Raw genomic sequence first — 26,558 nt, 5'->3', positions numbered from 1 at the left:
TACGCGCCGTTTACCTAAAATATACTGACAAATTTTCATCATCATTCTATTTGCGGAGGTTATAGATGGCTGCGGACAATAACTACAGTCTTGGACCAGTACCGGACACAGCGAGAAAAGGCGTTGCTTCACTGACCATGGTCATGTTGGGACTGACATTTTTCTCCGCAAGTATGTGGACAGGCGGTTCACTTGGTACGGGGCTCTCATTTGACGATTTCTTCCTCGCAGTCCTAATTGGTAACCTCATTCTTGGCATTTACACTTCTTTTCTCGGCTACATCGGCGCTTCTACTGGTCTCTCTACTCACCTTCTTGCACGTTTCTCATTTGGTACTAAAGGCTCATGGCTTCCATCCGCTCTATTAGGTGGCACTCAAGTGGGCTGGTTTGGTGTCGGTGTTGCCATGTTTGCCATTCCAGTTCATAAAGCAACGGGAATTGACACCAACACCTTGATTATCATCTCTGGCCTGTTAATGACTGTAACGGTTTACTTCGGAATTAAAGCGTTAATGGTACTTTCAGCGGTTGCGGTACCCGCAATTGCTATCCTTGGTAGTTACTCTGTGTCTATGGCAGTAGACAGTGTTGGCGGATTGGCACAACTGCAACTTATTGAGCCTGAAACCCCGATGGACTTCTCAGTGGCGTTGGCAATGGTAGTAGGTTCGTTCATCAGTGCTGGTACCTTGACCGCCGATTTCGTTCGTTTTGGTAAAAAGCCAGCTGGCGCGGTACTGGTGACCATGGTGGCGTTTTTTATTGGTAACTCACTGATGTTTATCTTTGGTGCAGCAGGAGCGGCGGCAACAGGTCAAGCGGACATTTCTGATGTGATGATTGCGCAAGGATTACTGATCCCGGCTATCATTGTTCTGGGTCTAAATATCTGGACGACCAATGAAAACGCCCTATATGCATCGGGACTAGGCTTCTCTAACATTACAGGCCGTTCAAGCACCATAATGTCTATAGTCAACGGCATAGTAGGAACGATATTCGCTTTGTGGTTATACAATAACTTCGTCGGCTGGTTAACCTTCTTATCGACTGCAATCCCACCAATTGGCGGCGTAATCATTGCTGACTTTATCATCAACCGTAAACGTTATGGAAACTTTGCAAATGCCCAATTCAAAACCGTTAACTGGGCTGGTATTGTTGCTGTAGCCGTTGGCGTTGCGGCAGGTAAATTTATTCCGGGAATAGTACCGCTAAACGCTGTACTTGGCGGTGCACTTTGCTACGCACTTCTAAACCCACTATTCAACAAATACGCGCTGAAAACACAAGCAGCGTAAGGAAGCATCATGACAACGCTATTGATCAAAAACGTAACACTACCAGACCAAGAGGGTTTGAAGCAGATCCTGATTGAAGATGGTCAATTTAAGCAGATCTTAGACAACGATGCTGATTTGGCTTACCAAGGAAATCTTCTCGACGCAGAAGGTGGATTAGCTGTTGCGCCGTTTTGTGAACCACATATTCACTTAGATACCACCCAAACCGCAGGTGAGCCTAACTGGAACATTTCAGGCACTTTGTTTGAGGGGATTGAACGCTGGGCTGAGCGCAAAGAATTGCTTTCTATTGACGATGTCAAAACACGCGCTAAACAGACTCTGAAATGGCAAATTGCCAATGGTGTCCAACACGTCCGTACCCACGTTGACGTATCAGATCCAACACTGACTGCGCTAAAAGCGATGGTTGAGTTGCGTGAAGAGATGAAACCATGGGTTGATATTCAAATCGTCGCTTTTCCGCAAGAAGGAATACTCTCCTACCCAAACGGTAAAGAGTTGATGGAACAGGCAGTACAATTAGGTGCCGACGTGATTGGCGCAATCCCTCATTTCGAGTTCACTCGCGAATATGGCATTGAATCTCTGCATTATGCCTTCGAGTTAGCACGAAAATACGATTGCCTGATTGATGTTCACTGTGACGAAATTGATGACGAACAGTCGCGCTTTGTAGAAACCTTAGCAGCGCTCGCGCATAAATATCAGATGGGTCACAAGGTGACGGCAAGTCATACCACGGCTATGGGGTCATACAACGGTGCTTACGCTTCTCGCCTGTTCCGTTTACTGCGTATGTCTGGCATCAACTTTGTTGCGAATCCTTTGGTCAATATTCATCTTCAAGGACGCTTTGATGATTACCCTAAGCGTCGCGGTGTCACGCGAGTTAAGGAGATGCTGGCAGCCAATATCAATGTCTGCTTTGGGCACGATGATGTATTTGACCCTTGGTATCCGTTGGGCACGGCGAATATGCTACAAGTGCTTCACATGGGGCTGCATGTTTGCCAGGTGATGGGTTACGAGCAAATCAACAACAGTTTAGATCTCATAAGCACCAACTCAGCACGTACGCTGAACATTACCGACAAGCATGGCATCGAAGTCGATAAACCTGGCAGCTTGCTGATACTACCTGCTGAGAATGGTTTTGATGCCGTCCGACGCCAGGTTCCTGTTCGATACTCTGTACGCGCAGGTAAGATCATTGCACAAACTCAACCTGCAACAACGGAAATACATTTGGATAGCACTGAAAGCGTGACGTTCAAGCGATAAGAAAACCCCACTAAGCTTTCGCCTAGTGGGGTCTATTCTTACTCGCAGCAATCCGGCTACTAATAGGTGCTCCCTGCATCTATTCCTTGATAGTAAGCTGAATCCTTCAGCACTTTCCTTATCATCGCCTTCCTAGCGGTGTCCTTCGCTTTCCATGCCAATTATTCATCCTGAATAATCGAATCTTCTTCCTGAAGATGACCTATCCTTGGGTCTTTCCTGTTCCGTGTCTGCATCCTGCCGACAAATTAAGATTAAGCTAACGGTATTTTTTCACAACGGATAAATTTTCATTTTTGATAATTTTTCCTTTGCTCAAGAAACATACAAAACATTTAATATTAATAAGTTACGATTAACTTTACTGTTTTTCTCAAACAACCAAGCTCTCAATGCTCACGACCTCGTGAGAGATCTCGCACAAAGTGACAGGCGTATCACTGCATTCTTGCGCTTTGATAAAGTGACTTGGATCACTAAGCCTCCTTGTACGAGAGTGAATCCACCAAACAGCAGCGCTTTTTTCTGGACTAACTGCACTTAAATTAGGATATTATGACCAGATCAATATCACAGAACTCAATTAACCTAGTTCAATTCTAGGCCGATATCTTTTAGAGGACAGACTCAATGATTTCTAAGTGGGCTCAACGTTTTTACCAAATGGCGGAATTAGTCGGCTCTTGGAGTAAAGATCCGTCTACTCAGGTTGGCGCCGTTATTACTAAACAGAACCGAATTGTCTCTGTGGGTTTCAATGGCTACCCGCACGGTATTTCCGATAGCGCGATGACCGATGATCGAGAGATGAAATATTTGAAAACGCTTCACGCCGAAGAAAACGCCATTTTGTTTGCTAAACGTGATTTAGATGGATGTGAAATCTGGGTAACTCACTTTCCTTGCCCGAATTGCGCCGCCAAAATTATCCAGACAGGTATTTCCGCAGTCCACTGCCCCGAGCAAACAGCTGACTTTCTATCCCGTTGGGGAGACAAAATCACCGTAAGCCAAGAGATGTTTTTGCAAGCCGGCGTAAAAGTGAACTGGCTGCCATTGAGCGAACTTGGTCAACCTTAATTAAAATTTAAGGTCTCAAACAATTGTTGTGATTTGTAGGGTTTAGGCAGATAAGCGTCCATACCAACGCCAAAACAATTCTGAATTTCTTCAGGCAATACGCTAGCCGTCAAGGCAATAATCGGCGTGTAATACTGCCATCCTCTTGAGTAAATGGCTTGAAAATTTCACTCAGCTTTTCCTGTGAAATGCCTACCCCACTGTCAGCAACATGACAAACGAGGAACCCTTCCTGTGCTGCCACTTCAATACTGACCGATCCCTGTTGGGTGAACTTCACCGCATTACTGAGCAAGTCCATCAGAACTTGTTTAAAGCGAGAGTCATCGATATCAATATGGTTAGAAAGATCATCCGCGAACTCAACTTTCAATTCGACGTCCTGCTTTAGCGCTTTTGAACTAATCATATTAATTGTGTCAAACACCATTTCTCGTAAACTGACGCTGTGAATTGATAGCATCAGGTTTCCAGATTCAATCTTAGACAAATCTAAAATATCGTTGATCAGCACTAGCAGGGCATGAGACAAGGTATCAATGTCCGACAAAATCTCTTTCTGGCTGCTCGATAGATGGCTATCCGAGAGTATTTCCGCCATGCCAATAATTCCGTTTAGGGGCGTGCGAATCTCATGGGACATATTGGCAAGAAAGATACTTTTTGCTCGGCTGGCTGCCTCAGCGTCTTCTTTTGCCATTACCAGTTTTTGTTCATACTCTTTTTGTTGTTCTATGATTTGGTTGAGCTCGCTGTTGATTCGCATCAGGGTGCTATATCCCCAGGTAAACATCACAGTAAAAATGGTAACGCCTAAAATTGCGATTAACCACAGTGCTTGCTGAAAATCTCGGCTAGCCAAAATGTCGAGTAGCACATCGATCTGCTCAGAGTCCGCGCCGAGATTAATAAATTTGTCCAAATAGAACTGCTGCCTTTCACTGATACGAAAGTACTCCTCCGCATAATCTGTGTATACCCAACCGAACCAGTTGATTTCCTGAGTCAGCCAAGCCTCTCTCTCCATCCAGTAATAGAGCCAACTCAAATCAGAAAGCACCAAATCTAAGCTGTGAATCGCAATCGAAGAGTTATGGCTAGCCAGTGGTTGCACTTTCAAGCAGAAGCTATCTTAACCAAGGATATTAGTGCTAACTGGTATGCGGGGCTAGATTACAGTTTGGGGAAAATCACACCTTATATTCAATATGGTCAGGCTCGGGTTTCAAGAACCAGCGAAAGCTACTTAGTCGGATTTCGTTATGACTGGACACCACAAATCAATACATCTCTCGAATGGCAACGGTTCACAGGAGAGCAAAACGTGATCAGTGGACAGTTTACTCAGTTGCAAGATCCGAGCAAACCGCTCGCGTCTAAAGTCGATGTCGTTTCCGCGGGTGTATCGTTTACCTTTTAAGTGTATTAATCAACTTTGATCACAGACAGACGAGATAAATCGCATTCTTGTTACACATTTTATGTGCGACAAGTATTTTTTATCACGAAATAAGCTACATCCTTTAAAAAAGTCAATAGGCGTTCCCTCGTACTCATTACAGTATTTTTCGCCAAATCACCCTCAATCTATGGCCTTTAGGTCTCATATTAATTTTACTAGCAGAATAAGATGTTAGACCTTACAATCCTGCCGCATAAAAATTACAAAAATAATACATAGTTTATTTATCTCTACCTGCTCCCCTACAACAGCAAAGTAGAGTCAGTCCCCAAAACGTGAAAGGTCCAAACGAAACATGAGTCCAGAGAAACATCTTTTAGACTGGCAAACTAGCCAAACGATTGCGGAATCTATTTCTCCCCTGCTTGGTCAGCTTTACCGTCAGAAAGGCGTAGAAGTTTTACTTTTCGGTAAAACACTAGTCAACGCGGCAACCATTGATATCATCAAAACTCACCGTCTAGCACGCCGTTACACAGGTACTTCTCTTACCCCAGAACAAACTCTTCCACTGATTAAAGCGTTATCTGAAATGGAACTGTCACCATGTCGTGTCGACGTTGGTCAGCTTGCGCACGAGTTCTGGAAAGGACGAGATGATGAGCATGGCGTAAAGGATTTCCTTCACACTGCTCTAATGGGTGCTATGGATGGCAAGAGCGTTACGGAACCACGTGACGTCGTGCTTTACGGCTTTGGTCGTATAGGTCGTCTGCTTACTCGTCTACTTGTTGAGAAAAGCGGCCCAGGCTACCCACTAAGATTAAAAGCCGTTGTCGTTCGTGGTGGTAAAAAAGGCGATCTAGAAAAACGCGCCAGCTTGCTACGTCGTGATTCTGTTCACGGTCAGTTCAATGGCAGCATCATTGTTGATGAAGAGCGCAAAGCAATCATTGCAAATGGCAACTTCATCCAGTTTATCTACGCAAACAAACCACAAGAAGTGGATTACACCAGCTATGGCATCAACAACGCTCTCGTTGTTGATAACACAGGTGTATGGCGTGATGCTGAAGGTCTGAGCCAGCACCTAGAGTGTAACGGCGCAGAAAAAGTTCTGCTGACGGCTCCAGGCAAAGGCGACATTAAGAACGTTGTGTTTGGTGTTAACGACAGCGTTATTCAACCTGAAGACACGATTATTTCTGCGGCGAGCTGTACAACGAACGCTATTACTCCGGTACTAAAAGCGATCAATGATAAATACACTGTCACTTCTGGTCACATTGAAACCGTTCACTCGTTCACTAACGACCAAAACCTAATTGACAATTTCCACTCAGGAGAGCGTCGTGGTCGTAGCGCTTCGCTAAACATGGTATTGACTGAAACGGGTGCAGCGAAAGCGGTTGCTAAAGCACTACCTGAACTAGCAGGTAAGCTAACTGGTAACGCAATTCGAGTACCAACGCCTAACGTCTCTATGGCTGTTGCAAACCTTAACCTAGAAAAAGGGACTAACAAGGAAGAGTTGAACAACTACCTACGTGAAATCGCTTTGACCTCTGAGCTAGCGGCGCAAATCGATTACACTGAATCTACTGAAATCGTATCAACTGACCTTGTTGGTTCTCGTTTTGCTGGTGTCGTTGATGGCGCGGCGACGATTGCTCAAGATAACCGTTGTGTTCTGTACATTTGGTACGACAACGAATTCGGCTACAGCTGCCAAGTTGTTCACTGTATGGAACAGATGATGGGTGTTCGTTACAAAACGTTCCCTACAAAATAATCTCGCGGGATAAATAAGCGGGTTCTATTGGATAGAGCCTGCTTATAACAGAATATCGCTCTCACCTTCTCGGGAGCAAAACTCCACAACACTAATACCTATAATAATCCCCCGTAGTTGCCACTTCCGTTTTATGGTAGTGGCCTTTTTGTTTTCACCACGAGAGAGTCACAAGTGCCGTCTATACTACGGTCATTATTTGGAGACTTCTTCAAATTCACCCTCGATAACGTTTTTACGGTTACCTTGGCTGAACATAGGGTGGTTCATTTTAATTGCTCGTTCGAGTTTTTTACCTGTAATAAGCGCCGCTATCGTTAGCGGTATAGCTAGAATCAAGCCAAATATGAGGGTAAAGAATCCGATGAAAAGCGCAAATACGCCAGTAATCATTCTATTCATAATCAATCCTCTATTAAGTTAGCTTTAGCTTAACGAACTCAAAATGAATCAAACATGAACAGAAGTTTAAAAAAAACGCCCAAGAGTATGCCGCTTCAATCGTAAGACCACGAAGTGCTGCATACGACGACAATATCAGGCTTGAGACCTTGTTTTTGCGTCTAAACTCCAATAGATGTTGCAGATAATTGACAGCTTTGTTATCTAGTATTTTAGCGAGTCGTAAACACACCTATAACAATAAGGATTGACAGATGAGTACTGGTCAACGAGATATAACCTTACGTTTTCTAGCTGAGCCCGGAGATGTTAACTTTGGCGGTAAAGTCCATGGTGGCGCCGTGATGAAATGGATAGATTTAGCGGCATACGCTAATGCTGCCGGATGGAGTGGTAAGTATTGTATTACTGCCTACGCAGGCGGAATTCGCTTTGTTCAACCTATTCATGTGGGTAACTTGGTCGAAGTCAGTGCCAAAGTGATTTACACAGGTCGAAGCTCCATGCATATCGCAATCGATGTACAGGCTTGCGATCCTAAAGAGCTCAAGAACAGGTTAACTACTCACTGCATCGTGATCATGGTTGCGGTCGATGAAGAAGGCAAACCTACCTCTGTTCCAGAATGGGTTCCAGAGACACCTGAAGACATCGAATTACGCGACTCAGCCATCCGTCTGATGAATATGCGCAAGCAGATCGGTGAAGAGATGGAAGCTCACGTCAAGTATCTGAAATAACCCATTCAACACACGGTTGTGATGGCAGAGAGTGTTTTGGCACCACAACCCAGCCTCTGTCATTTTTCTTTCATGTTTCTTTGTTTAAATCCTTGAGCACAGAAACAATTGAAGGAATAGACCTTGAACCTGAGTCAAACCACATTGAGTGAAACAACGCTGCTGAACCTTAAAGCGATCGAATATCAATGGGTGAGAACAATGTACGTTGAAGGGTATAACGACACAGAGATTAACCACTACATTCGTACTTGCTTCGGTGGTGATGAGCTGTTTGCTGATCTCTTTCGCAAAGTGGCGTTATCACAGGAAAGTATCTATGTGCTTTTGCAACATTTAGGCTGTGCGCCTTCTAACCGCGAGCTATAAACCCTAGCATTTCTGTGCTTTTTGCCGCAACTATCTGCAACGCCTCTATGCGTTGCATTTTGTAATCACCGCCTCCTCGCAACACAGCTATTCGACCCTGCCGTTCCATTTTTGCCTCCGTATAATCCCTTGATAGCTGAATTTCAGACATAAAAATACCCGGACAAGCCGGGCAATGGTTACAAAAACTGTTAGTAGTAAATAGTAAGGAATCTAGCTAACAGCCAGCTATGCGTAACGCCAGTTATGCTCTCTTCTTAACTGATCGGCGGCCAAACCAAAAGTGTTAAGCAGAGAAACAAATGGGCGACCTTGCGGTCGCCCTTATCGTTCTTATTAACCTTTCACACCACCGGCGGTCAATCCTCCGACCAACCAGCGCTGAGCAAGTAAGAATACGATGGTTATTGGTAAGGCAGACAGTACTGCTGCCGCTGCAAAATCGCCCCACAAATAGTTTTGAGGGTAGAGGTATTGCTGCATACCAACCGCTAATGTGTAAGAGTTTACATCAGAAAGTAGCAATGACGCCACAGGAACTTCTCCTACAACACCAATGAACGACAGAATAAACACTACCGCAAGAATTGGCACAGAAAGAGGGAGTAGTACCAATCTAAACGCCTGCCAAGGTGTCGCACCATCAAGAGCTGCGGCTTCTTCCAATGAGGTGTCAATCGTTTCAAAGTACCCTTTGATGGTCCAAACATGCAGTGCGATACCACCAAGGTAAGAGAAAATTAGACCACCGTGTGTATTCAAACCAAGGAACGGAATGTACTGACCCAACTTATCAAACAGCGCATAAAGTGCCACAAGGGCTAGCACGGCTGGGAACATCTGAAAAATCATCATTGCTTTCAGAATCGTTTCTTTGCCTTTAAAACGCATACGAGCAAAAGCGTACGCTGAAGTAGTAGACAGAGCCACAATAAGCACAGATGTAATACCCGCAACTTTCACAGAGTTCCACAACCAAGTAAGAACAGGGAACGGCGGTGGTGTAACCGAGCCATCAGCGTTTGTAACAGAGAAACCTAATGCCAGTTTCCAGTGCTCCAGTGACGGATTATCTGGAATCAGGCTACCCGTTGCGAAGTTACCTTCACGGAATGAGATCGCAACCACCATCAGTAGTGGGAAGATAATCGCTGACAAGAAAATCCATAGGGCAATATGCGTCGCCCATACGCGGTATTTAAGTGACTTACCTTGTACCATTGCCATTGTCAGTACTCCTTAATCTTGAGACAGCTTAGTGAAGCGTAAGTTGAGTAGTGCCAATCCACCAACCAATAGGAAGATAAGCGTTGCGATAGCACTTGCCAGACCAAAGTCCTGACCGCCACCACCTTCAAATGCGATACGGTAGGTGTAGCTGACGAGTAAGTCGGTGTAACCCGCTGGCTCAGAAGTACCAATCATGTTTGGTCCACCTTGAGTCAACAACTGAATTAGAACAAAGTTGTTAAAGTTGAACGCGAAACTCGCAATAAGTAACGGAGTAAGCGGCTTGATCATCAACGGTAATGTGATAGTACGGAAGTTATCAAAGAAGTTAGCACCATCAATTGCCGAGGCTTCGTAAAGGTCATCCGGAATCGCTTTAAGCAGACCCATACACAGAATCATCATGTAAGGGAAACCTAACCAAGTGTTAACGATGACGATCATTGCCTTCGCCGTTAGCGGATCTGAAAACCACGATGGACTGATACCAAATAGTGCTTCTAGTACCATGTTGATCTCACCAAAGCTTTGGTTAAATAAACCTTTAAAGATTAGGATTGAGATAAACGCTGGCACTGCGTAAGGCAAAATTAGCAACACTCGGTAGATTGCACGACCCTTAATCTCCTCCCATTGAACGATACTCGCAAGTACCAGACCAATGATCACGGTCAGACCAACGGTCAACGCTGAGAAAAGAATTGTCCAAATGAAGATGCTGACAAACGGTTCTTTAATACCTTCGTCTTTCCAAACTCGCTCAAAGTTCTTCGCACCAATGTCGACGACAAAACCAGGAGATACCGTCGCACCACTAAATTGACCGTTCTCGTCAATAGGCTGGTAGAAACCAATCTCCATGTTTGGACGTAGAGTTTCACCAGTACGGTTGTTGTAGAGCGTCTCGCCGTCATCTTGCATCGTGTAGAGCGGTACAACCGCAGCAAACTTACGTAAGCCGCTCATGCGGATATCGTCACCATTTGGAAGGTGCAGGTCGAGATTACCCAGTGCCACTTTGTGGCTGATAATCGTCTTAATTTGTTCCTTGTCACCCTCAATCGAGTCAACAGGCTTCAAATCCATATCGCTTGCTGTCAGGGAAGCAAGGTCAAAAACATCAGTTGCTAGCAGTTGATCACCCTTCTTAATTGAAAGAAGGTGACCTGTCTCTGTTTTATACAGAGTGAATGGATAGCTATCACCACTTTGGAATGTACGATCCATCAGTACCACTTGGGCACGGTCAAATGAAAGTTGGTTTTTCGCACTGTAGTTAGTGAAAGCAAGACTGACCGTGTAAGCAAGAGGGAACAGGATGAATAGAATCATGCCTGCGATGCCTGGATAAATGTAACGGTGTGCGTATGTCTTTTTACTACCAAAAATGTACAACGCCAGAGCGGTTAAAATAAGGGTAAGTAGCGCAAAAGCCGTCTCACCACGAGAATACATAAGAACGGTTGCGTAGCCATTAACAATACCAACAGAGGCCAATACGCCCCATTTGATGAATACGCTTTTACTTGATGGCAAGCTCGTTGTTGTAGATGGCATAACATCTGTACCTTGAACTGACTGCATAAGAGAACCTGCTAGCGATAATAAAACTTGAAAAGGAGGAGAGGTTACCCTCTCCTCAAAAGGGTATTACTAAATTATTTGGTCATTTGTTTTTCTGCATCAGCAAGTGCTGCATCTACAGTTTGGCGACCGTCAACAACGTTAATGATTGCGTTTTTAGCGGCACCCCAAAATGCGCCCATTTGTGGGATGTTAGGCATGATTTCGCCATTCATTGCGTTGTCCATTGTGGCTGCAATACGCTTGTCAGCATCAAGTTCACGTTGGAATGAGTTAAGAGCAACCGCACCAAGTGGTTTGTCGTTGTTTACTTTACGTAGACCCTCGTTGGTTAGTAGGTAGTTCTCAATGAACTCAACCGCGAGATCTTTGTTTGGTGAAGCAGTGCTGATACCAGCAGTTAGTACGCCAACAAAAGGTTTTGAAGATTGGCCGTTGAACTTAGGTAGCGTCGTTACACCGTAGTTAATGCCAGACTTTTCAATGTTACCCCAAGCCCATGGGCCATTGATTGTCATTGCTGTTTTACCTTGGTTGAACGCTGACTCAGAGACAGAGTAATCCATGTCTGAAGAAATCACGCCTTTGTCGACAAGACCTTTCACAAAGTTCATTGCGTCTTTAACGCCATCTTTCGCGATACCTGCATCTTTCACATCGTAGCCAGCTGCACCATATTTGAATGCGTAACCGCCATCAGCTGCCATTAGAGGCCATGTGAAGTACGGTTCTTTCAGGTTCCACATGATTGCGGATTTGCCATCTGCTTTTAGCTTAGCGTCTAGAGCCGCGACTTCTTCCCAGCTCTTAGGTGGATTTGGTACAAGATCTTTGTTGTAGATAAGAGATAGAGATTCTACCGCTACTGGGTAGCCGATTAGCTTGCCGTTGTACTTAACTGCATCCCAAGCAAAATCGACAATACCTTCTTTAAGTTGTTTTGACGGGTTCACTTCAGCCAGCAGACCCGCTTCTGCGTAGCCACCGAAACGGTCGTGGGCCCAGAACACAATATCAGGACCGTCGCCAGTTGCAGCAGTTTGTGGGAACTTGTCTTGAAGTGCGTCAGGGTGAGCAACTGTTACCTTGATACCAGTATCTTCTTCAAACTGTTTACCTACTTCAGCAAGTCCATTGTAGCCTTTGTCACCATTGATCCAGATCGTTAGTTGACCTTCTTCGATAGCAGCATTTGCGCCAAATGAGCCAAGAGCAACAAGAGTTCCTAGTGCTACTGTGCTTAGGGCATTTTTCATGTTCATATCCTTTTTATATTTGTGTTGTAGGGCTCAACCAGAGGCTTCACCGTATTTCAGCAGTTATTTTCAGCCAAACGAATCAATGGCTCATCCTCCTACTCCCTACGCCCTCGCTATTATGGACTATTTTCGTGATCTCCATCGATACAGGTTAGCGACCTAAGTCACAAATCAACTCTCGAACGTGATCGAACTCTATATAAATGCAAGCAATAATTTGAACTTGATCTCTTTGTGCTTTCTCATCCCTTGATAACCTCATCCCCTCCTACTCCCCCTACAATTATTGCGTATAGGAGGATGTCGTTGCCCTCATTTTTCCGCAAACTACAGTCATCCAAGAGTGGATGGTAAGAACCCTTTCCAGTAAGACATGAATCATGTCACTGGTTGCAATGCCGCGAGGGTTTGCTAAGAGTACACAAGTGACATAGGTATTCAGGTAACTGATTCAACCGGGGGAGAAGCTTGTGTTACACGGGGGAAGCAAACTTGACTTTGGCTTGATGGGTGTCGCGAGGAACTCCTTCACCCATATTTTCTTACCTGTAAAAAATCCATTTTCTTACCTAATTCCTACTATTATTGCCTTGTCCATAATTCATATAATGATAGGCAGTAAAATATAAAATTGATCGAGGACGAGCTAGATGGCGAGTGTCACGTTAAAAAATGTATGTAAAGCTTACGGTGACTTACTGATTTCAAAGAATGTAGATCTAGACATTCAAGAAGGTGAGTTTGTCGTATTTGTTGGTCCATCAGGCTGTGGTAAATCTACACTGCTACGCTGTATCGCTGGCTTAGAGGACATCACTTCCGGCGACCTATATATTGGCGATGAACGAATGAACGACGTTGAGCCATCAAAGCGTGGGGTCGGCATGGTGTTCCAGTCGTACGCACTTTATCCTCACCTAAACCTTTACGACAACATGTCTTTTGGTCTCAAACTTGCCAAAGCGGATAAAAACGAAATAGATAAACGCGTTGAACACGCAGCGGAAATCCTCCAGCTCAGTCATCTTCTAGAACGTCAACCAAAAGCGCTTTCTGGTGGTCAGCGTCAACGTGTTGCAATCGGGCGAACACTCGTTTCGCAACCCGATGTATTCCTACTAGACGAACCTCTGTCTAACCTAGATGCTGCGCTTCGCGTACAGATGCGTTCAGAGATCACAAAGCTACAGCGCAAACTGGGCTGCACCATGATCTATGTAACGCATGACCAAGTAGAAGCGATGACCATGGCTGACAAAATCGTGGTATTGGATGCTGGTTTTGTCTCTCAAGTGGGCAAGCCTTTAGAACTTTACCACTACCCACAAAACCGATTTGTTGCAGGCTTCATTGGCTCTCCTAAAATGAACTTTATGAGTGTATTTATCGAAGCCGTTGAGAAAGAGCGCGTTATGGTTCAGTTGGCAAACGGGACGACTTTCTGGATCCCTGTCGATGGCACGACAGTGACGCGTGGTGAACGTATGTCACTGGGTATCCGTCCTGAACATTTACTACCGTCAAATCAAGGTGACGCAATCATTGAAGGTGAAGTCAATATCGTCGAAAAACTAGGTAACGAGACACAAGCTTATCTACATATCGATGCCGCTGATGCAGACATGATCTTCCGTCAACCAGATACCCTAGCGGTTGAACCAGGTGATAAGTTATCGGTAGGCATTCCAGCTCACCGTTGCCACTTGTTCCACAGTGACGGCAAAGCATGTCGTCGATTGTATAAAGAATCTGGAGTGGAGCTCGACTAACAAGTCTGCTCATTAAAAGTCCCGCTGATAGAAAGCCCCTACTCATAGGGGCTTATTTTATCTCTATAGGCGGTCATCATTGTTTCAGCCATACCTAGCCCTGTGATCTTGTTTGTAACGAGGTTTCGGCATAAGGCTACGCTGATTAACTGATGTAGCTGATCAGATCGTAACGTCCTGATTTAGTTCCATCAAATTACCCAACAAAGTCGTGGAAAATCGCTATTACTTCTGTTTTTTGTCTCTGATGGAGGTATAACCGTACTCATCAATCAGATTTTTCGCTTCATCTTCCGCCAAGTAGTGTACAAACTCTTGAGCGCTTTCGCTCAGACGACTTTGATCGTAAAGCACTAAGAACGGGCGGGCCAATCCATACTTCCCTGACGCAATGTTATTGGTATTAGGGTCGACTCCCTCAAACTGAATTGCTTTAATCGAACTATCTACCGAACCCGTTGAAATAAAACCGATCGCCTGCTTGTTATGGTTAACGATCGTTTTAACCATACTATTGCTATTAACGACTAAGTTATCTGGATTGATGTCCGAGACCATTCGACCGTTAATCGTCTTAGTTAAACCCATTAAGCTTTCAAAGCTATAACGCGAACCTGAAGACGCTTCTCGCGTTACCACAGCAATTTTTTGGTCACTACCACCGATCTGCTTCCAGTTAGTAATCTTGCCCTTGTAGATATCAAACAACTGTTCTCGTGTCACATTGTCAACCATATTCGACTTATTCACGACAACAGCGAGTCCATCGTAAGCAATTGGCATCACCGTCAATGATTCAGTTTGTTCACTCTCAGTCAGGTAACGCGAGCTCATTCCTATGTTTGCAACACCCTTATTAACAAGCGTGATTCCCGCACTTGAGCCTACACCTTGAACCGCTATAAAGCTTTCAGGGTGAGTGGCATTGAATTTTTCCGCTAAGACATCCATGATACGTGCAACAGAAGTTGAACCTGATACGTTTACTTCTTTCGCAAATATTGGCGCTGAAACCAATGATGTAGATAAAAGTGCAGCCAGCGCAATGCGAATCATATTTTTCTCCTGATAGTTGATAGACTCGAGTTAGCCGACCTCATAATATTTCCATAAGATGACAATTTTGTGAAAAACTGGGCAGATAAATAGTTCTGATGTAAATAGTATCTGTATGCATTAGGTATTCTGCTCTGATTAGAATACAGCACATTACTGAAGTGAGAGTGCAATGGGATTAGTAAGTTTGCTACAACGTCAGGTTGAAAGTCGTGCAGAGTCGATCTGTAAAGTGAGAAACCAAAACACACCAGCCGAGTTAGGTAAAGCCCGTTACGAGGTCACCAATAACGGTGTCATCTTCATAAAACAGCATTTCTTACTCGATTCAGCTCACTGCGATTACATGGATTATATTGCGAAACTATCTTGGTGCGCCAATACCCAACGTTGGCAGTTGTTCATCCCCCATGAAACTCAAATAGACACTTGGATACCTTACCCATTTCTACCTCACAGTACCGACTTGACCGCCCTGATACGAGAAATAGATAAAGATCCCAAACAGATGTTCTGGAGTGATTGATAGCGAGCGCATTCCATTGCCCAATAAACAAGGCCACTGCGAATAAAACACACCAAAATTAAATAGAATGATATTTATTTAAGTCAACTGAAGCATTTTCATTATAGGCTAGCTTGACATTTATTAGCCTTTTACTCTAGAGAAAAAATCCTACATTTCTCATTCTCTTCGTGTAGGAAATATCGTATTTAATGCAAAACTATAAATGTTATCCCCATAAATCAGGTTATATTCTACAAATGTATTATAGAATATGACATGCATTAATATGCTCAGTTGAACAAGAATTGACATACATGAGTCACATCTAAATAAAAGTAAAGCAAGTCCTTAATTACCCATATAAATCATGTAGTTAATGTTTTTATTCAGCTCACGTAACAGTAGCACAAAACTAAAAAGAAGTAATACTATGTTTAAAAGTAATGGAATGGAAAAACACGCCGTCCTTATATATGATGACCACCCTATCGTGTGTGAGTCACTTAAAATCATCTTATCCCGAATTAAATCGGTTGATAATATTGTCTGTACTAGCAATTACAAACAGGCTATCAGTATTATCTCTTCACATGAGTTTGATCTATTAATCTTGGACGTCAACTTAGATAGCGCCGATGGATTTCAGTTTTTCCGACGCGCAAAATCTCACGGATACAGTGGAAAAACTGTGTTTTTCTCCTGCAATAGCCAAGACTACTGCTCTAAAGTCGCTTATGAACTGGGAGCAAATGGCTACATAGATAAATCAGAGGGTCAGGACGTTATTATTAACGCCTTGGAAACGGTACTGAGTGGTTATAACTTTTTTAAGTCAAATCAGAGAGATATATCATCTAAGGTGCCCAAACTATCCAATCGGGAGGTGATGGTATTGAACTACTTATTGCAAGGAAAATCGAATAATGACGTGTCGCATATTTTGGGCTTGAGTCCAAAAACAGTGAGTACATATAAGCGAAGAATCTTAGACAAATATGGCGTATCAAGCGTTATTGAGTTAATTGAAGTCAGTAAGCGGGAAGCAATTACTGGTGATTAACCTTTTTCGAGAACAAAAAAATGTGCGCAACGATTATTTGAAATGCCAGTCAGACGACTGGCATTTTTTCGCAGGTAGGAAAGGTTACGAATCTGTCTCAGAAGCGGGCTCTTCTGCACACTCTAAGTCAGCAAATACTTGAGTAGGTTTGGCAACTAAACTGCGCGTTTCCTGATTAACTTCCGTTAACACCACTTCAAGAACATCACCCAAACGGTATGTTAGTTCTTTGTCGACAGAAACTGTGCCCATGTCACCGTTGCAATCCAGACGCTCTTTGTTGGCTAAGATGAGGGAACCAGGGATAAAGGCAGCAGCACCATTCTCTAATAAACGAACACGCATGCCTGCACGGTTGATATCAAAGATTTCACCTTGGAATTTGGTCTCTTTTGCTGGCTCTTCCGCCAACGTACGAGCATATAGCCAGTCACCAACGTTACGTTCAGCAATCTTGTGGTGCTTTCTATGAATCGCCAACTCTTCGCCTACGGTTTCGTCTGCAACTTGCTCAGGCTCTTTGCCTAAAATATGCGCTTTCAACATACGGTGATTGATCATGTCACCATACTTACGAATTGGTGAGGTCCAAGTCGCATAAATGTCTAAACCCATCGCATAGTGTGGTAACGGCTGATTGCCCATTTCACTGTAACTTTGGAATTTGCGAATGCGGTTGTCCAAGTAACTCGTCTCTTGTTGGCTTAACCAACGACGTAACTCAGCAAATCCTTCCAACGTTGCCACAGACTCTACAGTGAACGGCAAATCGCCTTCTGCATTGACGAACGAGATAACATCTTGGATTTTCTCAGCTTTAAAGCCAGAGTGAGTGTTAAACACACCTGAATTAAACGCCTGCTTCAGTGTACGTCCTGCGCAAATATTGGCGGTAATCATCGCCTCTTCAACCAAACGGTTCGCACTGCGGCGCATATCGGCATGAATCGCGACCACATCGTTGTCTTCACTGAGTTCAAATCGATAGTCTGGACGATCAGGGAACACCACTGCATTCTGTTCACGCCACTGTGCACGAGCCAATGAAAAGTCGTATAAGTCACGGACAACTTGCGCCGTCACTTCGCTTGGTTGCCACTCACTGGATGAGCCAGACTCTAACCAATCAGACACATGGTCGTACACTAGGCGTGCATGAGACTTGATATTGGCGGCAAAGAACTGGATATCATCCGCAATCACACCATCTTGTCCGACGGTCACAGTACAGCAAAGGGCTGGGCGAACTTCATCTTGCATTAATGAACATAATTCATCAGCAAGGTCTCTTGGCAACATTGGGATATTGCGCCCAGGTAAATAGATAGTAAAACCACGTTCGCGTGCCACCTTATCCATTTCACTGTCTGCTGAGATATACGCCGTTGGATCCGCAATAGCGATAGTGAGTTCAAAATCACCGGATTGAGTTCTCTTTGCATACAGAGCATCGTCCATATCTTTGGTAGAAGCGCCATCAATTGTGACAAACGGAATGTGAGTCATATCGATACGTTCTAGATCGGCATCATCTTTAATTTCCCAGTGTTCAATACCAGCAGGTTCACTATTGGGTAAATCATTCTGAGCCAGTGTTACCCACCAAGGTGCGATCTTATCGTCCGCATCGGTGATTTTGTCGCTAATCTCGACAAAGAAACCATTGTCACCTTTTAGCGGGTGGCGAGTTAAATGACCGACGACCCAGTCGCCCTCTTTTAGATCATCGCTTTTAATCCCTTTGCGTGTCTTCGCTTTTAAAGCCAGCTTTTTAAGCTGCGGATGATCAGGGGTGACATTTAGGTTGCCTTTGATCAGTTTCACGCGACCAATAAAACGAGTTAGACCTTGCTCAATCAGCTCCTCAGGTTCCGCTACTTCACGCTCTTTCTCTGTACGGATGATGGCTTTGACTTTGTCACCATGCATACATTTCTTCATATATGGTGGTGGAATAAAGAAGCTCGTTTTACTGTCGACTTCTAAGAAGCCGAAGCCTTTCTCAGTTGCCTTAATCGTGCCTTCTTTCTTAGGAAGCGTTTCTTGAATTTGCTGCTTGAGTTGAGCCAGTAGAGGGTTATCTTGGAACATCTATCTTGTTTTACCGAGTAAGTATCTAACCAAAAAATTCCGCCCACTATATCACTGCGTCTATAGCCTAGCTAGCGCATAAACATGACAACTTATCGTTTCGCCATTAATTCAATCAGTTACCCCATGCCGTAAAATGGTCAGATTTCATGCTATTGGTGTATCGAGATGAGCAAGATATAAACTAGATGACTTAATTAAGGGAATAATTGTGATGAAATTCAATTTTTTCTAGCTTTTTTTATGCTTTTAGGGAATAATCCGCCCCCTTATTTACGTCCCTAGTGGCTTGATGCGATTTACGACTTTTCCGCATCTGAATGGAATCAGCTCTCAACTGGATTGGTATTGGAATTGGTAGAGCTCGTGGGACCTTTTGTTGACATATATAAAGTAGGATCCCAATGACAGATTCCGTAATTCAGTTCAGCGACCTAGCGCTTAACGACCCAATTCTTTCAGCTCTTGAAGGTATGGGTTTCGTTTCACCAACTCCAATTCAGGCTGCGGCTATCCCGCACCTATTGGCAGGTAAAGACGCACTAGGTAAAGCTCAGACTGGTACTGGTAAAACTGCGGCTTTCTCTCTACCTCTTCTTAACAAGCTAGACCTAGCACAACGTAAGCCTCAGGCTATCGTTCTTGCGCCAACTCGCGAACTTGCGATTCAGGTAGCGGCTGAAATTAAGAACCTAGGTAAAAACATCGATGGCCTTAAAGTGCTCGAGATCTACGGTGGTGCATCTATCGTTGATCAAATGCGTGCACTTAAGAACGGTGCGCAAATCGTAGTCGGTACTCCTGGTCGTGTTCAAGACCTTATCAACCGTGATCGTCTGCATCTTGACGAAGTTCATACATTCGTCCTTGATGAAGCAGACGAAATGTTAAACATGGGCTTTGTTGATGATGTAACAGAGATCATGGAGCACGCTCCAGAATCTGCGCAACGCGTACTATTCTCAGCGACTATGCCTCCAATGCTGAAAAGCATTGTTGAGCGTTTCCTTCGTGATCCAGAAACGATTGACGTTGCTGGTAAAAACCACACAGTAGACAAAGTAGAACAACAATTCTGGGTTGTTAAAGGCGTAGAAAAAGACGAAGCGATGTCTCGTCTTCTAGAAACTGAAGAGACTGACGCGTCAATCGTATTCGTACGTACTCGTCAAGACACAGAGCGTCTAGCAGACTGGTTATGTGCACGTGGCTTCAAAGCATCGGCACTACACGGTGATATCCCTCAGTCTCTACGTGAGCGTACTGTTGATCACATCAAACAAGGTGTTATCGATATCCTAGTTGCAACTGACGTTGTTGCACGTGGTCTTGACGTTCCACGTATTACGCACGTATTCAACTACGACATCCCATTCGATGTTGAATCATACATCCACCGTATCGGTCGTACAGGCCGTGCTGGACGTAAAGGTAAAGCAATCCTTCTCGTTCGCACTAACCAGCTACGTATGCTGCGTACTATCGAACGTGTAACTAAATCATCAATGGAAGAGATTCAACTTCCTCACCGTGACAAAGTTGCAGAATCTCGTCTAGCTAAACTAGGCGCAGAACTAGAAACAGAAAAAGAACACAAAGCACTAGAAAAATTTGCTGAGCTTGTAGAAAAGCTTCAAGAATCTCTAGAACTAGACGCAGCGACATTAGCCGCTATCCTGCTTAAGCGCCAACAAGGTAAACGTCCACTGTTCTACATTGGCGAAGACCCAATGACTGAAGCAATTGAGCGTGACAAGCAACGTCGTAAAGAGCGCCGTGAAGGTGGTCGTGACGGCGGACGCGAAGGTGGTCGCTCATTCAATACTCAAGATTGGGATACTTACCAACTTCAAGTTGGTCGCGAGCAAGGTGTTCAGGTTAAAGATATCGTTGGTGCACTTGCAAACGAGCTGGGCCTGACTAAAGGTTCTATCGGTGCAATCAAACTAGCACAAGGCGAAACTTACGTTCAGCTACCAAAAGCGATGTCTTCTGAAACTGCGGGCAAACTACGTAAGCTACGTATCCGTCAGAAGCAAGTTGACGCTGTAGTCTGTGACTTCAACGATTTCCGTGAGCCACGTCGTGGCGGTCGCGATGGTGGACCTCGTCGTGACGGCGGTTTCCGTGGTAACCGTGAAGGTGGTAATCGTGAAGGCGGCTACCGTGGTAATCGCGAAGGTGGCCGCGAAGGCAACCGTGAAGGTGGCTACCGTGGTAACCGTGAAGGCGGTCGTGATGGCAACCGTGAAGGTGGTCGTGCTCGTCGTGAAGGTGAACGTCGCTTTGACCGTAACCGTGGTGGTGATCACCGTGGTAACTACCGTGGCGAACGTGGTCACGGTCGTAGTACTCGCAGCGAAGGTTAATCTACGCTTGAATACAAAAAAGGATACGCATTGCGTATCCTTTTTTTATTTGTTAATCATTTAGCATTGTCGCGAAAAACATACTTATCCATCATCGACACCATGCGACCAATTTCTGGTTTAGTAATCGTGTCATTTGCGCCTAAGGCCAATGCTTTCGCTCGGTTGTCTTCGCTCATCAGTGACGAAAACATCACAATTGGAATGTTAGCGTAAGCTTCGCTATCTCGTAACCGTTTGACCAAGTGCATACCATCCATTCGAGGCATTTCCACGTCAGTCACTACGCCGTCGATCAATTCACTGACTGGTAGATTCTCTTCTTTGGCAACTTCAATCAAATTCATTAATTTGTCGTGTGCCTCACCGCCATCTTTACACGCAATGACGTTGTAACCAGAAGAGCTCAATGTATCTTGAATCATCGAGCGGATGAACGCTGAATCGTCGACCACCATTAGAGTCTTGGCGTTGCGCTTCTTGACCATACGTTGGTTAAGATCGACGCTCTTATCCAAAGTCACATCGTATTTTTCCATACTCAGTTCTGGGTTGATGTCAGCAATGATCTTCTCAAAATCCAATATCATGATGAGATTGCCATCTTTACGAACTACAGCAACCACACAATCTTGTTCCCCCGCTTCCAAAAACTGGCTAGGTGACTCAACGTCATTCCAAGAGATTCGATGAATGCGGCTAATGCTATCGATTAGAAAACCATTAGTCATATTGTTAAAGTCAGTAACAATAACGAATTTACGTGAGTTGTCATTTGAGGTCGGAACACCAAGCCAACCAGCCAAATCCACCAGTGGTGTTAAGATGTCTCTTGACGAGAACACCCCAACCATATGAGGCTGTGCATTTGGGTAATCTGTCGTATCTGGTACTTGAATTACTTCACGAACCTTAGCGACATTAATCCCGTAATAGCAGGTTTTCTTTCGACCGTCCGGCAACTCTTTGACTAAATGGAACTCGATGATTTCCAGCTCGTTGGTGCCGCTTTCCGTTAAAATCGTACTACTTGATCCGCTCATAATTCTACTTTCAATATTTGATCATTATTAGTTATCGTCATCAATCACTAATACTTTGATACTTTTTAACTGCAATTCAATATTTTGTAAATCTAATCAGCAGACTGACTTCAAACTTCTTACTATCTGCTAGTTTGACTACAACATTTACTCAATTTGCTGCCAGTGAGGTGGCATGTTTAGCCCCCAACGCGACAGCTCACTTTTCGAATAGATCGCCTTACCTTGGTTTCCGGTCGCAATCGGTATTACGGTTGAGGCGCCTTGTACTGCAAGCTGATTGACCATTTCCGCCGCTTCAACACCATGACTGTGCCCAAACAACACAACGCCACCAGCGGCTTTTCCAGCACCAACAGCAAAGTCCCAAAATGCGAAAATCGGTAATGGTGAGTTTTGGCTCGTCCACTCGATCACTTCCTCAGCATGAACATTCTCACCGTACTCATCAACCAGTGTTTGATACAAACCAACGATGATTACAGTAAAGCCTTGCTGCTTCGCGCTGACAACCTGATTTCGCCAAGCCTGCCGAGTCGCGAGTGCTTTTATCTCAACATCTATCCCAAGGTTTTGTCGAATCATTGTGTATTGATTATCAATGTACGACTTCGCAATATGCGATGTCACCCCAGAATCAAACAATATCAGAACCTTGAACTCCTTTGTTGCGAACACATTCCTCAGCTCTCCGAGAGATTTGACGAACAGTGGACGTTCCAAAACACCCGTAACATTGGCTTGTCCTTGATACTGTTTCAATATTGCTCTCGGGTTGGAGTTAATACCAAGGAAAACGATGGAAACTGGCTCATCGTACAGTTTTGGGAGCATGTAGTTAAGTGCATTGTCGTCACCCAGCATAACGATATCAGGCTTAAACTCTTGATAGGCGGCAAAAGCCTGCTCTGATTTCCGTTCAAATTGCTCCATCGGTAGACGTTTAGTGTCCATCTGAAATGTTTCGAACTCAATAGAGGGCAACAACGTTTGCTTTATGCCTTCGATGTAACTCGCATCCCAAGAGTAACCTGAGTGATAACTTTCAATAAGTAGCACTTTGGTTGCTAAGGCTTGTGACGAAAAAATAAGGCAAATGACTATCCAACGCATTGGGCTCTCCTACCGTATTTGTTAAGTGTAGTTGCCCTTCCACAACCCTCCACTTTATGTCGTTAATCACAATCAAATCTCGAGGTCTATACTGAACAGATAAACTATTGAATGAAGACATATGAGCCGCACTAAAGAAATCGAAGACAGTCAAAGCAGCCCTATATCAAGCCGTATCGGTCGGCGCATTATTTTGATTATGATATTGCTCAGTGGTTCGATCACTGTGCTGATCACACTATTGCAGCTCGCTTGGGACTACCAGAAAGAGTTTGACGCAGTCAGGCAACGTCAGATAGAAATTCGCGATATCCATGCTCCCTTGATTGCGGCCTCTTTGTGGGAATTTGATCTTGTGTCATTGCAGCAAGAGATCGATGGCTTGGTCAATTTGCCCAAAGTCGATTACCTACGAATTAAAAGCGGCGATTATCAGTTTCAGGCCGGCACGGAAATCGTCGACAATCCGATCACAAAGCGATACACCCTGCTCTATCATCACCCTACATCAACACTGGTCGAAGCGATTGGTAAAATCGAAATCCAAACAGATGCACAGCAAATCTACAACTATCTGATATGGCAAGCGATTTACTCATTGCTGATGAACGCAGGCAAAACACTCTTTGTCTGTTTTATCGTCCTGATGGTGTTCCATAAAAGTGTCAATCAGCGGCTCTTTTCCATCGCCCGACATCTGCGTAATTACAACCCCAGACATCCGACTGAGCCTCTGGTACTGCCGCATTATCGCTGGATATCAGAAAAGGACGACGAGATAAACTGGCTCGCCGATGACGCAAACAAAATCACCACTAACATTACGCGTCTGTACGGCAACATTCAGCGTGAGCAGGAACGATTAGCAGAGTTTGCACACGTCTCTTCAGACTGGCTATGGGAAACCGATCAGTTCGGTCATCTCACCTACGCCTCTGAGAGCATGCAGTCTGCGCTTAATATTCCCTATGACACTAAGCCGCTAATTAAGCAGGTCGCCGCATTAGCTCATTGCACAAACCTTCATCAAAAGTTGGCGCAGCAAGGTGATTTTTCTATGTGTGAAGAGACGATCACCATGAACTGCATTACCTACTATCTACTCTTTCATGCCAAAGCACGCTTCGAGAACGACAAATTCGTCGGCTTTCGTGGTACCACCATCAATATTACCGAACTAAAACTTACTCAAATTGAGCTTGAGGAACTGAATAAGAACCTAGAACACACGGTTGCTTCTCGTACATTAGATCTCAAACAAAACATGGAACAACTCAAGCAGACTCAAGAGCAACTGGTTGAATCAGAAAAACTGGCAGCCTTAGGAGGACTGGTAGCTGGCGTTGCCCATGAGGTCAACACACCGCTTGGTATCGCGGTGACCGCATGTTCTGTCGTGCGTGATATCGCCAACGAGGTGACGCAGTCATTCGAAAATCAAAATCTGACTCACGAACAATTTACCTTTTTAATGGAGCAACTAACCGAAAGTAGCGGCATGCTCGAGAACAACCTTAACCGTGCAGCCAAGCTCATTCGAGACTTTAAACAGACCGCCGTCGATCAAGTCTCCGAAAGTCAAAGCGAGTTCAACGTCTATCAGGTGTTAGATGCACTGATCGCAAGTTTGTATCCAGAAACAAGCAAGCTTCCTGTAGCTCCGAGATTACAAGGAGAACTCTCGGTAATGATGAACAGCTTACCCGGTGTTTTGACTCAGGTTATCTCTAACTTAATCATCAATAGCATCAATCATGCGTTTAATGAACAACCCAATCCGGAGATAAGTATCGTATTTGAACAACAAAATGAATCGATCATCGTGCACTACAGAGATAATGGTTGTGGCGTCGATGCTTCACTGCATAGCAAAATTTTCGAACCTTTTTACACGACTGCACGCGGCAAAGGAGGATCTGGGTTAGGACTTAATCTAGTCTTCAATCTGGTCAAACAGAAACTCAAAGGAGAGTTGTACTTTGAGTCTCATTTGTCTCAGGGGGTATATTTTAAATTGCGCTTACCTCAGCACCTGCCTGAATCCGAACAAGAGACTTCCGTCAACTGTTGAGCAGCGTGTTTCTGGGTTACTTTATGTTTTGTACGGTTGCCCTTTCAACTAGAGTCGGCTCTAGCTGAACCACTTGTGCGTCCGTTGCGCCTTTTTCAAGTCGATTAAGCAGCGCTTCCACCGCCGCTTTGCCTAAGCGGTATTTTGGCTGATGGATAGTCGTCAGTGATGGGCTCATAAACTTAGCAATATGAATATCATCGTAGCCAATAATTGAAATATCTTCAGGAATACGAATCCCTTTCGCGTTGGCTGCGTTGATCACCCCCATTGCCATCATGTCGTTACAGACAAAAATAGCACTCGGTAATCTGCCTTTCGCAAGCATTTTGTTGAATGCCTCAAACCCGCCTTCACATTCAAAGTCCGCTTCAATGATCCAATTGGCGTTAAAGTCTAAGCCTGATTCATTCAGTGCGCGTTTATACCCTTCATAACGCATTTGGGCTTGGTGTTTGACCAACGGGCCGGTAATACAGCCAATCTCGGTGTGACCGGAATCGATAAGATGTTTTGCCGCCAGATATCCTCCGCGCAAAGAGTTATCCTGAATCTTATCGCTGGTAAACAGCATTGGCCCCCAGTCCATCACCACTACGGGAATATCAGGGTACTGTTCGAAGACTTCGATGCGCTCTCCTTCAAGTGAAGAACACATCAGGATCAAACCGTCGACTCGCTTTTGCAACAAAGTATTGATAGACTCTCGCATTCGCTCATGGTCGCCTTCAGTGTTACACAAGATAAGATTGTAGCCTTGATGATAGCAACTACGCTCAACACCTTTCACGACCTCACCAAAGAATGGGTTGGTCGAAGTCGTCACCAACATCCCAATGGTCTTCGTCCTGTTAACTTTGAGACTTCTTGCTAAAGCTGACGGACGGTAGTTAAGTTGTTGAGCCGCACTATTCACCCGCACAGAGATCTCTTCGCTCACATAGCGTGATTTGTTTATGACGTGGCTAACCGTGGAAGTCGAGACTCCCGCAAGCTTTGCAATATCTTTCATGGTTGCCATGTCATTTT

Annotated in this window: 21 protein-coding genes and 1 pseudogene; 12 read left to right on the top strand and 10 right to left on the bottom strand. The window is 44.5% G+C overall.

Annotated features, from left to right (window positions below; all coding sequences use genetic code 11):
- The first annotated feature begins 65 nt into the window (after nt 1-65).
- From codB to ACQEXR_RS05840, 3 genes are all read left to right on the top strand, one after another.
- The gene (gene codB, locus ACQEXR_RS05850; protein WP_331417476.1) at nt 66-1,304 is read left to right on the top strand and encodes a cytosine permease; all 1,239 of its coding nucleotides are present in this window, start codon (nt 66-68) and stop codon (nt 1,302-1,304) included.
- Nucleotides 1,305-1,313: 9 nt separating this feature from the next.
- On the top strand, nt 1,314-2,591 hold the full coding sequence (locus ACQEXR_RS05845; RefSeq protein ID WP_331417477.1) for a cytosine deaminase: 1,278 nt from the start codon (nt 1,314-1,316) through the stop codon (nt 2,589-2,591).
- Nucleotides 2,592-3,221: 630 nt separating this feature from the next.
- Nucleotides 3,222-3,671, top strand: a complete 450-nt coding sequence (locus tag ACQEXR_RS05840) for a dCMP deaminase family protein (protein WP_138973198.1) — start codon at nt 3,222-3,224, stop codon at nt 3,669-3,671.
- 121 nt (nt 3,672-3,792) lie between these two features.
- Here the strand turns inward: ACQEXR_RS05840 and ACQEXR_RS05835 are convergent.
- Nucleotides 3,793-4,785 (bottom strand): annotated as a pseudogene (locus ACQEXR_RS05835) (sensor histidine kinase); the annotation flags it as partial.
- Here ACQEXR_RS05835 and ACQEXR_RS05830 point away from each other — a divergent pair.
- Together ACQEXR_RS05830 and ACQEXR_RS05825 are read left to right on the top strand one after the other, a co-directional pair.
- Complete coding sequence (locus ACQEXR_RS05830; RefSeq protein ID WP_331427622.1) at nt 4,765-5,091, top strand: hypothetical protein; 327 nt, start codon at nt 4,765-4,767, stop codon at nt 5,089-5,091. The pseudogene ACQEXR_RS05835 and the gene ACQEXR_RS05830 overlap by 21 nt on opposite strands.
- Before the next feature lie 337 nt (nt 5,092-5,428).
- Nucleotides 5,429-6,865 carry a glyceraldehyde-3-phosphate dehydrogenase gene (locus ACQEXR_RS05825; protein WP_138973197.1) on the top strand — a complete coding sequence of 479 codons (1,437 nt, stop codon included), beginning with the start codon at nt 5,429-5,431 and terminating at the stop codon, nt 6,863-6,865.
- A 195-nt stretch (nt 6,866-7,060) separates the two neighbouring features.
- Here ACQEXR_RS05825 and ACQEXR_RS05820 read toward each other — a convergent pair whose 3' ends face one another.
- Nucleotides 7,061-7,267, bottom strand: a complete 207-nt coding sequence (locus ACQEXR_RS05820; protein WP_138973196.1) for a hypothetical protein — start codon at nt 7,265-7,267, stop codon at nt 7,061-7,063.
- Nucleotides 7,268-7,521: 254 nt separating this feature from the next.
- Between ACQEXR_RS05820 and ACQEXR_RS05815 the strand changes: the two genes are divergently transcribed.
- Together ACQEXR_RS05815 and ACQEXR_RS05810 are read left to right on the top strand one after the other, a co-directional pair.
- The gene (locus tag ACQEXR_RS05815) at nt 7,522-8,007 is read left to right on the top strand and encodes an acyl-CoA thioesterase (protein ID WP_427019931.1); all 486 of its coding nucleotides are present in this window, start codon (nt 7,522-7,524) and stop codon (nt 8,005-8,007) included.
- 123 nt (nt 8,008-8,130) lie between these two features.
- The gene (locus ACQEXR_RS05810) at nt 8,131-8,376 is read left to right on the top strand and encodes a hypothetical protein (RefSeq protein ID WP_269375684.1); all 246 of its coding nucleotides are present in this window, start codon (nt 8,131-8,133) and stop codon (nt 8,374-8,376) included.
- Between the two features lie 336 nt (nt 8,377-8,712).
- On the opposite strand, the gene malG is transcribed toward ACQEXR_RS05810, so the two are convergent.
- The 3 genes from malG to malE form a co-directional block, all read right to left on the bottom strand.
- Nucleotides 8,713-9,603: a maltose ABC transporter permease MalG gene (gene malG / locus ACQEXR_RS05805; protein ID WP_138973193.1), complete on the bottom strand. Its 891-nt coding sequence runs from the start codon at nt 9,601-9,603 to the stop codon at nt 8,713-8,715.
- A gap of 12 nt (nt 9,604-9,615) precedes the next feature.
- On the bottom strand, nt 9,616-11,190 hold the full coding sequence (gene malF, locus ACQEXR_RS05800) for a maltose ABC transporter permease MalF (protein ID WP_427019930.1): 1,575 nt from the start codon (nt 11,188-11,190) through the stop codon (nt 9,616-9,618).
- Nucleotides 11,191-11,264: 74 nt separating this feature from the next.
- Nucleotides 11,265-12,446: a maltose/maltodextrin ABC transporter substrate-binding protein MalE gene (gene malE, locus ACQEXR_RS05795; protein WP_331417484.1), complete on the bottom strand. Its 1,182-nt coding sequence runs from the start codon at nt 12,444-12,446 to the stop codon at nt 11,265-11,267.
- 653 nt (nt 12,447-13,099) lie between these two features.
- Here malE and malK point away from each other — a divergent pair.
- Nucleotides 13,100-14,218 (top strand): maltose/maltodextrin ABC transporter ATP-binding protein MalK, encoded by a 1,119-nt coding sequence (gene malK / locus ACQEXR_RS05790; RefSeq protein ID WP_138973190.1) that lies wholly within the window; start codon nt 13,100-13,102, stop codon nt 14,216-14,218.
- A 225-nt stretch (nt 14,219-14,443) separates the two neighbouring features.
- On the opposite strand, the gene ACQEXR_RS05785 is transcribed toward malK, so the two are convergent.
- The gene (locus ACQEXR_RS05785; protein WP_426952548.1) at nt 14,444-15,274 is read right to left on the bottom strand and encodes a phosphate ABC transporter substrate-binding protein; all 831 of its coding nucleotides are present in this window, start codon (nt 15,272-15,274) and stop codon (nt 14,444-14,446) included.
- A 172-nt stretch (nt 15,275-15,446) separates the two neighbouring features.
- Here ACQEXR_RS05785 and ACQEXR_RS05780 point away from each other — a divergent pair, with 172 nt between their 5' ends.
- Both ACQEXR_RS05780 and ACQEXR_RS05775 read left to right on the top strand, forming a co-directional pair.
- Nucleotides 15,447-15,800: a DUF3024 domain-containing protein gene (locus tag ACQEXR_RS05780; protein ID WP_426952546.1), complete on the top strand. Its 354-nt coding sequence runs from the start codon at nt 15,447-15,449 to the stop codon at nt 15,798-15,800.
- A 412-nt stretch (nt 15,801-16,212) separates the two neighbouring features.
- Nucleotides 16,213-16,842, top strand: a complete 630-nt coding sequence (locus ACQEXR_RS05775) for a response regulator transcription factor (RefSeq protein WP_138973187.1) — start codon at nt 16,213-16,215, stop codon at nt 16,840-16,842.
- An 84-nt stretch (nt 16,843-16,926) separates the two neighbouring features.
- Here the strand turns inward: ACQEXR_RS05775 and rnb are convergent, their stop codons facing one another.
- A complete protein-coding gene (gene rnb / locus ACQEXR_RS05770; protein WP_427019929.1) occupies nt 16,927-18,933 on the bottom strand; it encodes an exoribonuclease II in 2,007 nt (668 codons plus the stop codon).
- A gap of 404 nt (nt 18,934-19,337) precedes the next feature.
- Here rnb and ACQEXR_RS05765 point away from each other — a divergent pair, with 404 nt between their 5' ends.
- Entirely contained in the window at nt 19,338-21,302 is a 1,965-nt protein-coding gene (locus ACQEXR_RS05765) for a DEAD/DEAH box helicase (RefSeq protein WP_427019928.1), read from the top strand.
- 56 nt (nt 21,303-21,358) lie between these two features.
- Here ACQEXR_RS05765 and ACQEXR_RS05760 read toward each other — a convergent pair whose 3' ends face one another.
- Entirely contained in the window at nt 21,359-22,345 is a 987-nt protein-coding gene (locus ACQEXR_RS05760; RefSeq protein ID WP_138973184.1) for a chemotaxis protein, read from the bottom strand.
- Between the two features lie 147 nt (nt 22,346-22,492).
- Entirely contained in the window at nt 22,493-23,458 is a 966-nt protein-coding gene (locus ACQEXR_RS05755) for an ABC transporter substrate-binding protein (RefSeq protein WP_427019927.1), read from the bottom strand.
- Nucleotides 23,459-23,579: 121 nt separating this feature from the next.
- Here ACQEXR_RS05755 and ACQEXR_RS05750 point away from each other — a divergent pair, with 121 nt between their 5' ends.
- Complete coding sequence (locus tag ACQEXR_RS05750) at nt 23,580-25,529, top strand: ATP-binding protein (RefSeq protein ID WP_427019926.1); 1,950 nt, start codon at nt 23,580-23,582, stop codon at nt 25,527-25,529.
- A gap of 16 nt (nt 25,530-25,545) precedes the next feature.
- On the opposite strand, the gene ACQEXR_RS05745 is transcribed toward ACQEXR_RS05750, so the two are convergent.
- A complete protein-coding gene (locus ACQEXR_RS05745) occupies nt 25,546-26,550 on the bottom strand; it encodes a substrate-binding domain-containing protein (RefSeq protein ID WP_331417491.1) in 1,005 nt (334 codons plus the stop codon).
- Nucleotides 26,551-26,558 lie beyond the last annotated feature (8 nt).

Source organism: Vibrio sp. TRT 2004 (genome assembly GCF_050113735.1).
In the GTDB taxonomy this organism is placed as follows: domain Bacteria; phylum Pseudomonadota; class Gammaproteobacteria; order Enterobacterales; family Vibrionaceae; genus Vibrio.
The sequence above is the reverse complement of the archived record's forward strand: the minus strand, read 5'-3'. Positions and strand labels throughout refer to the sequence as shown.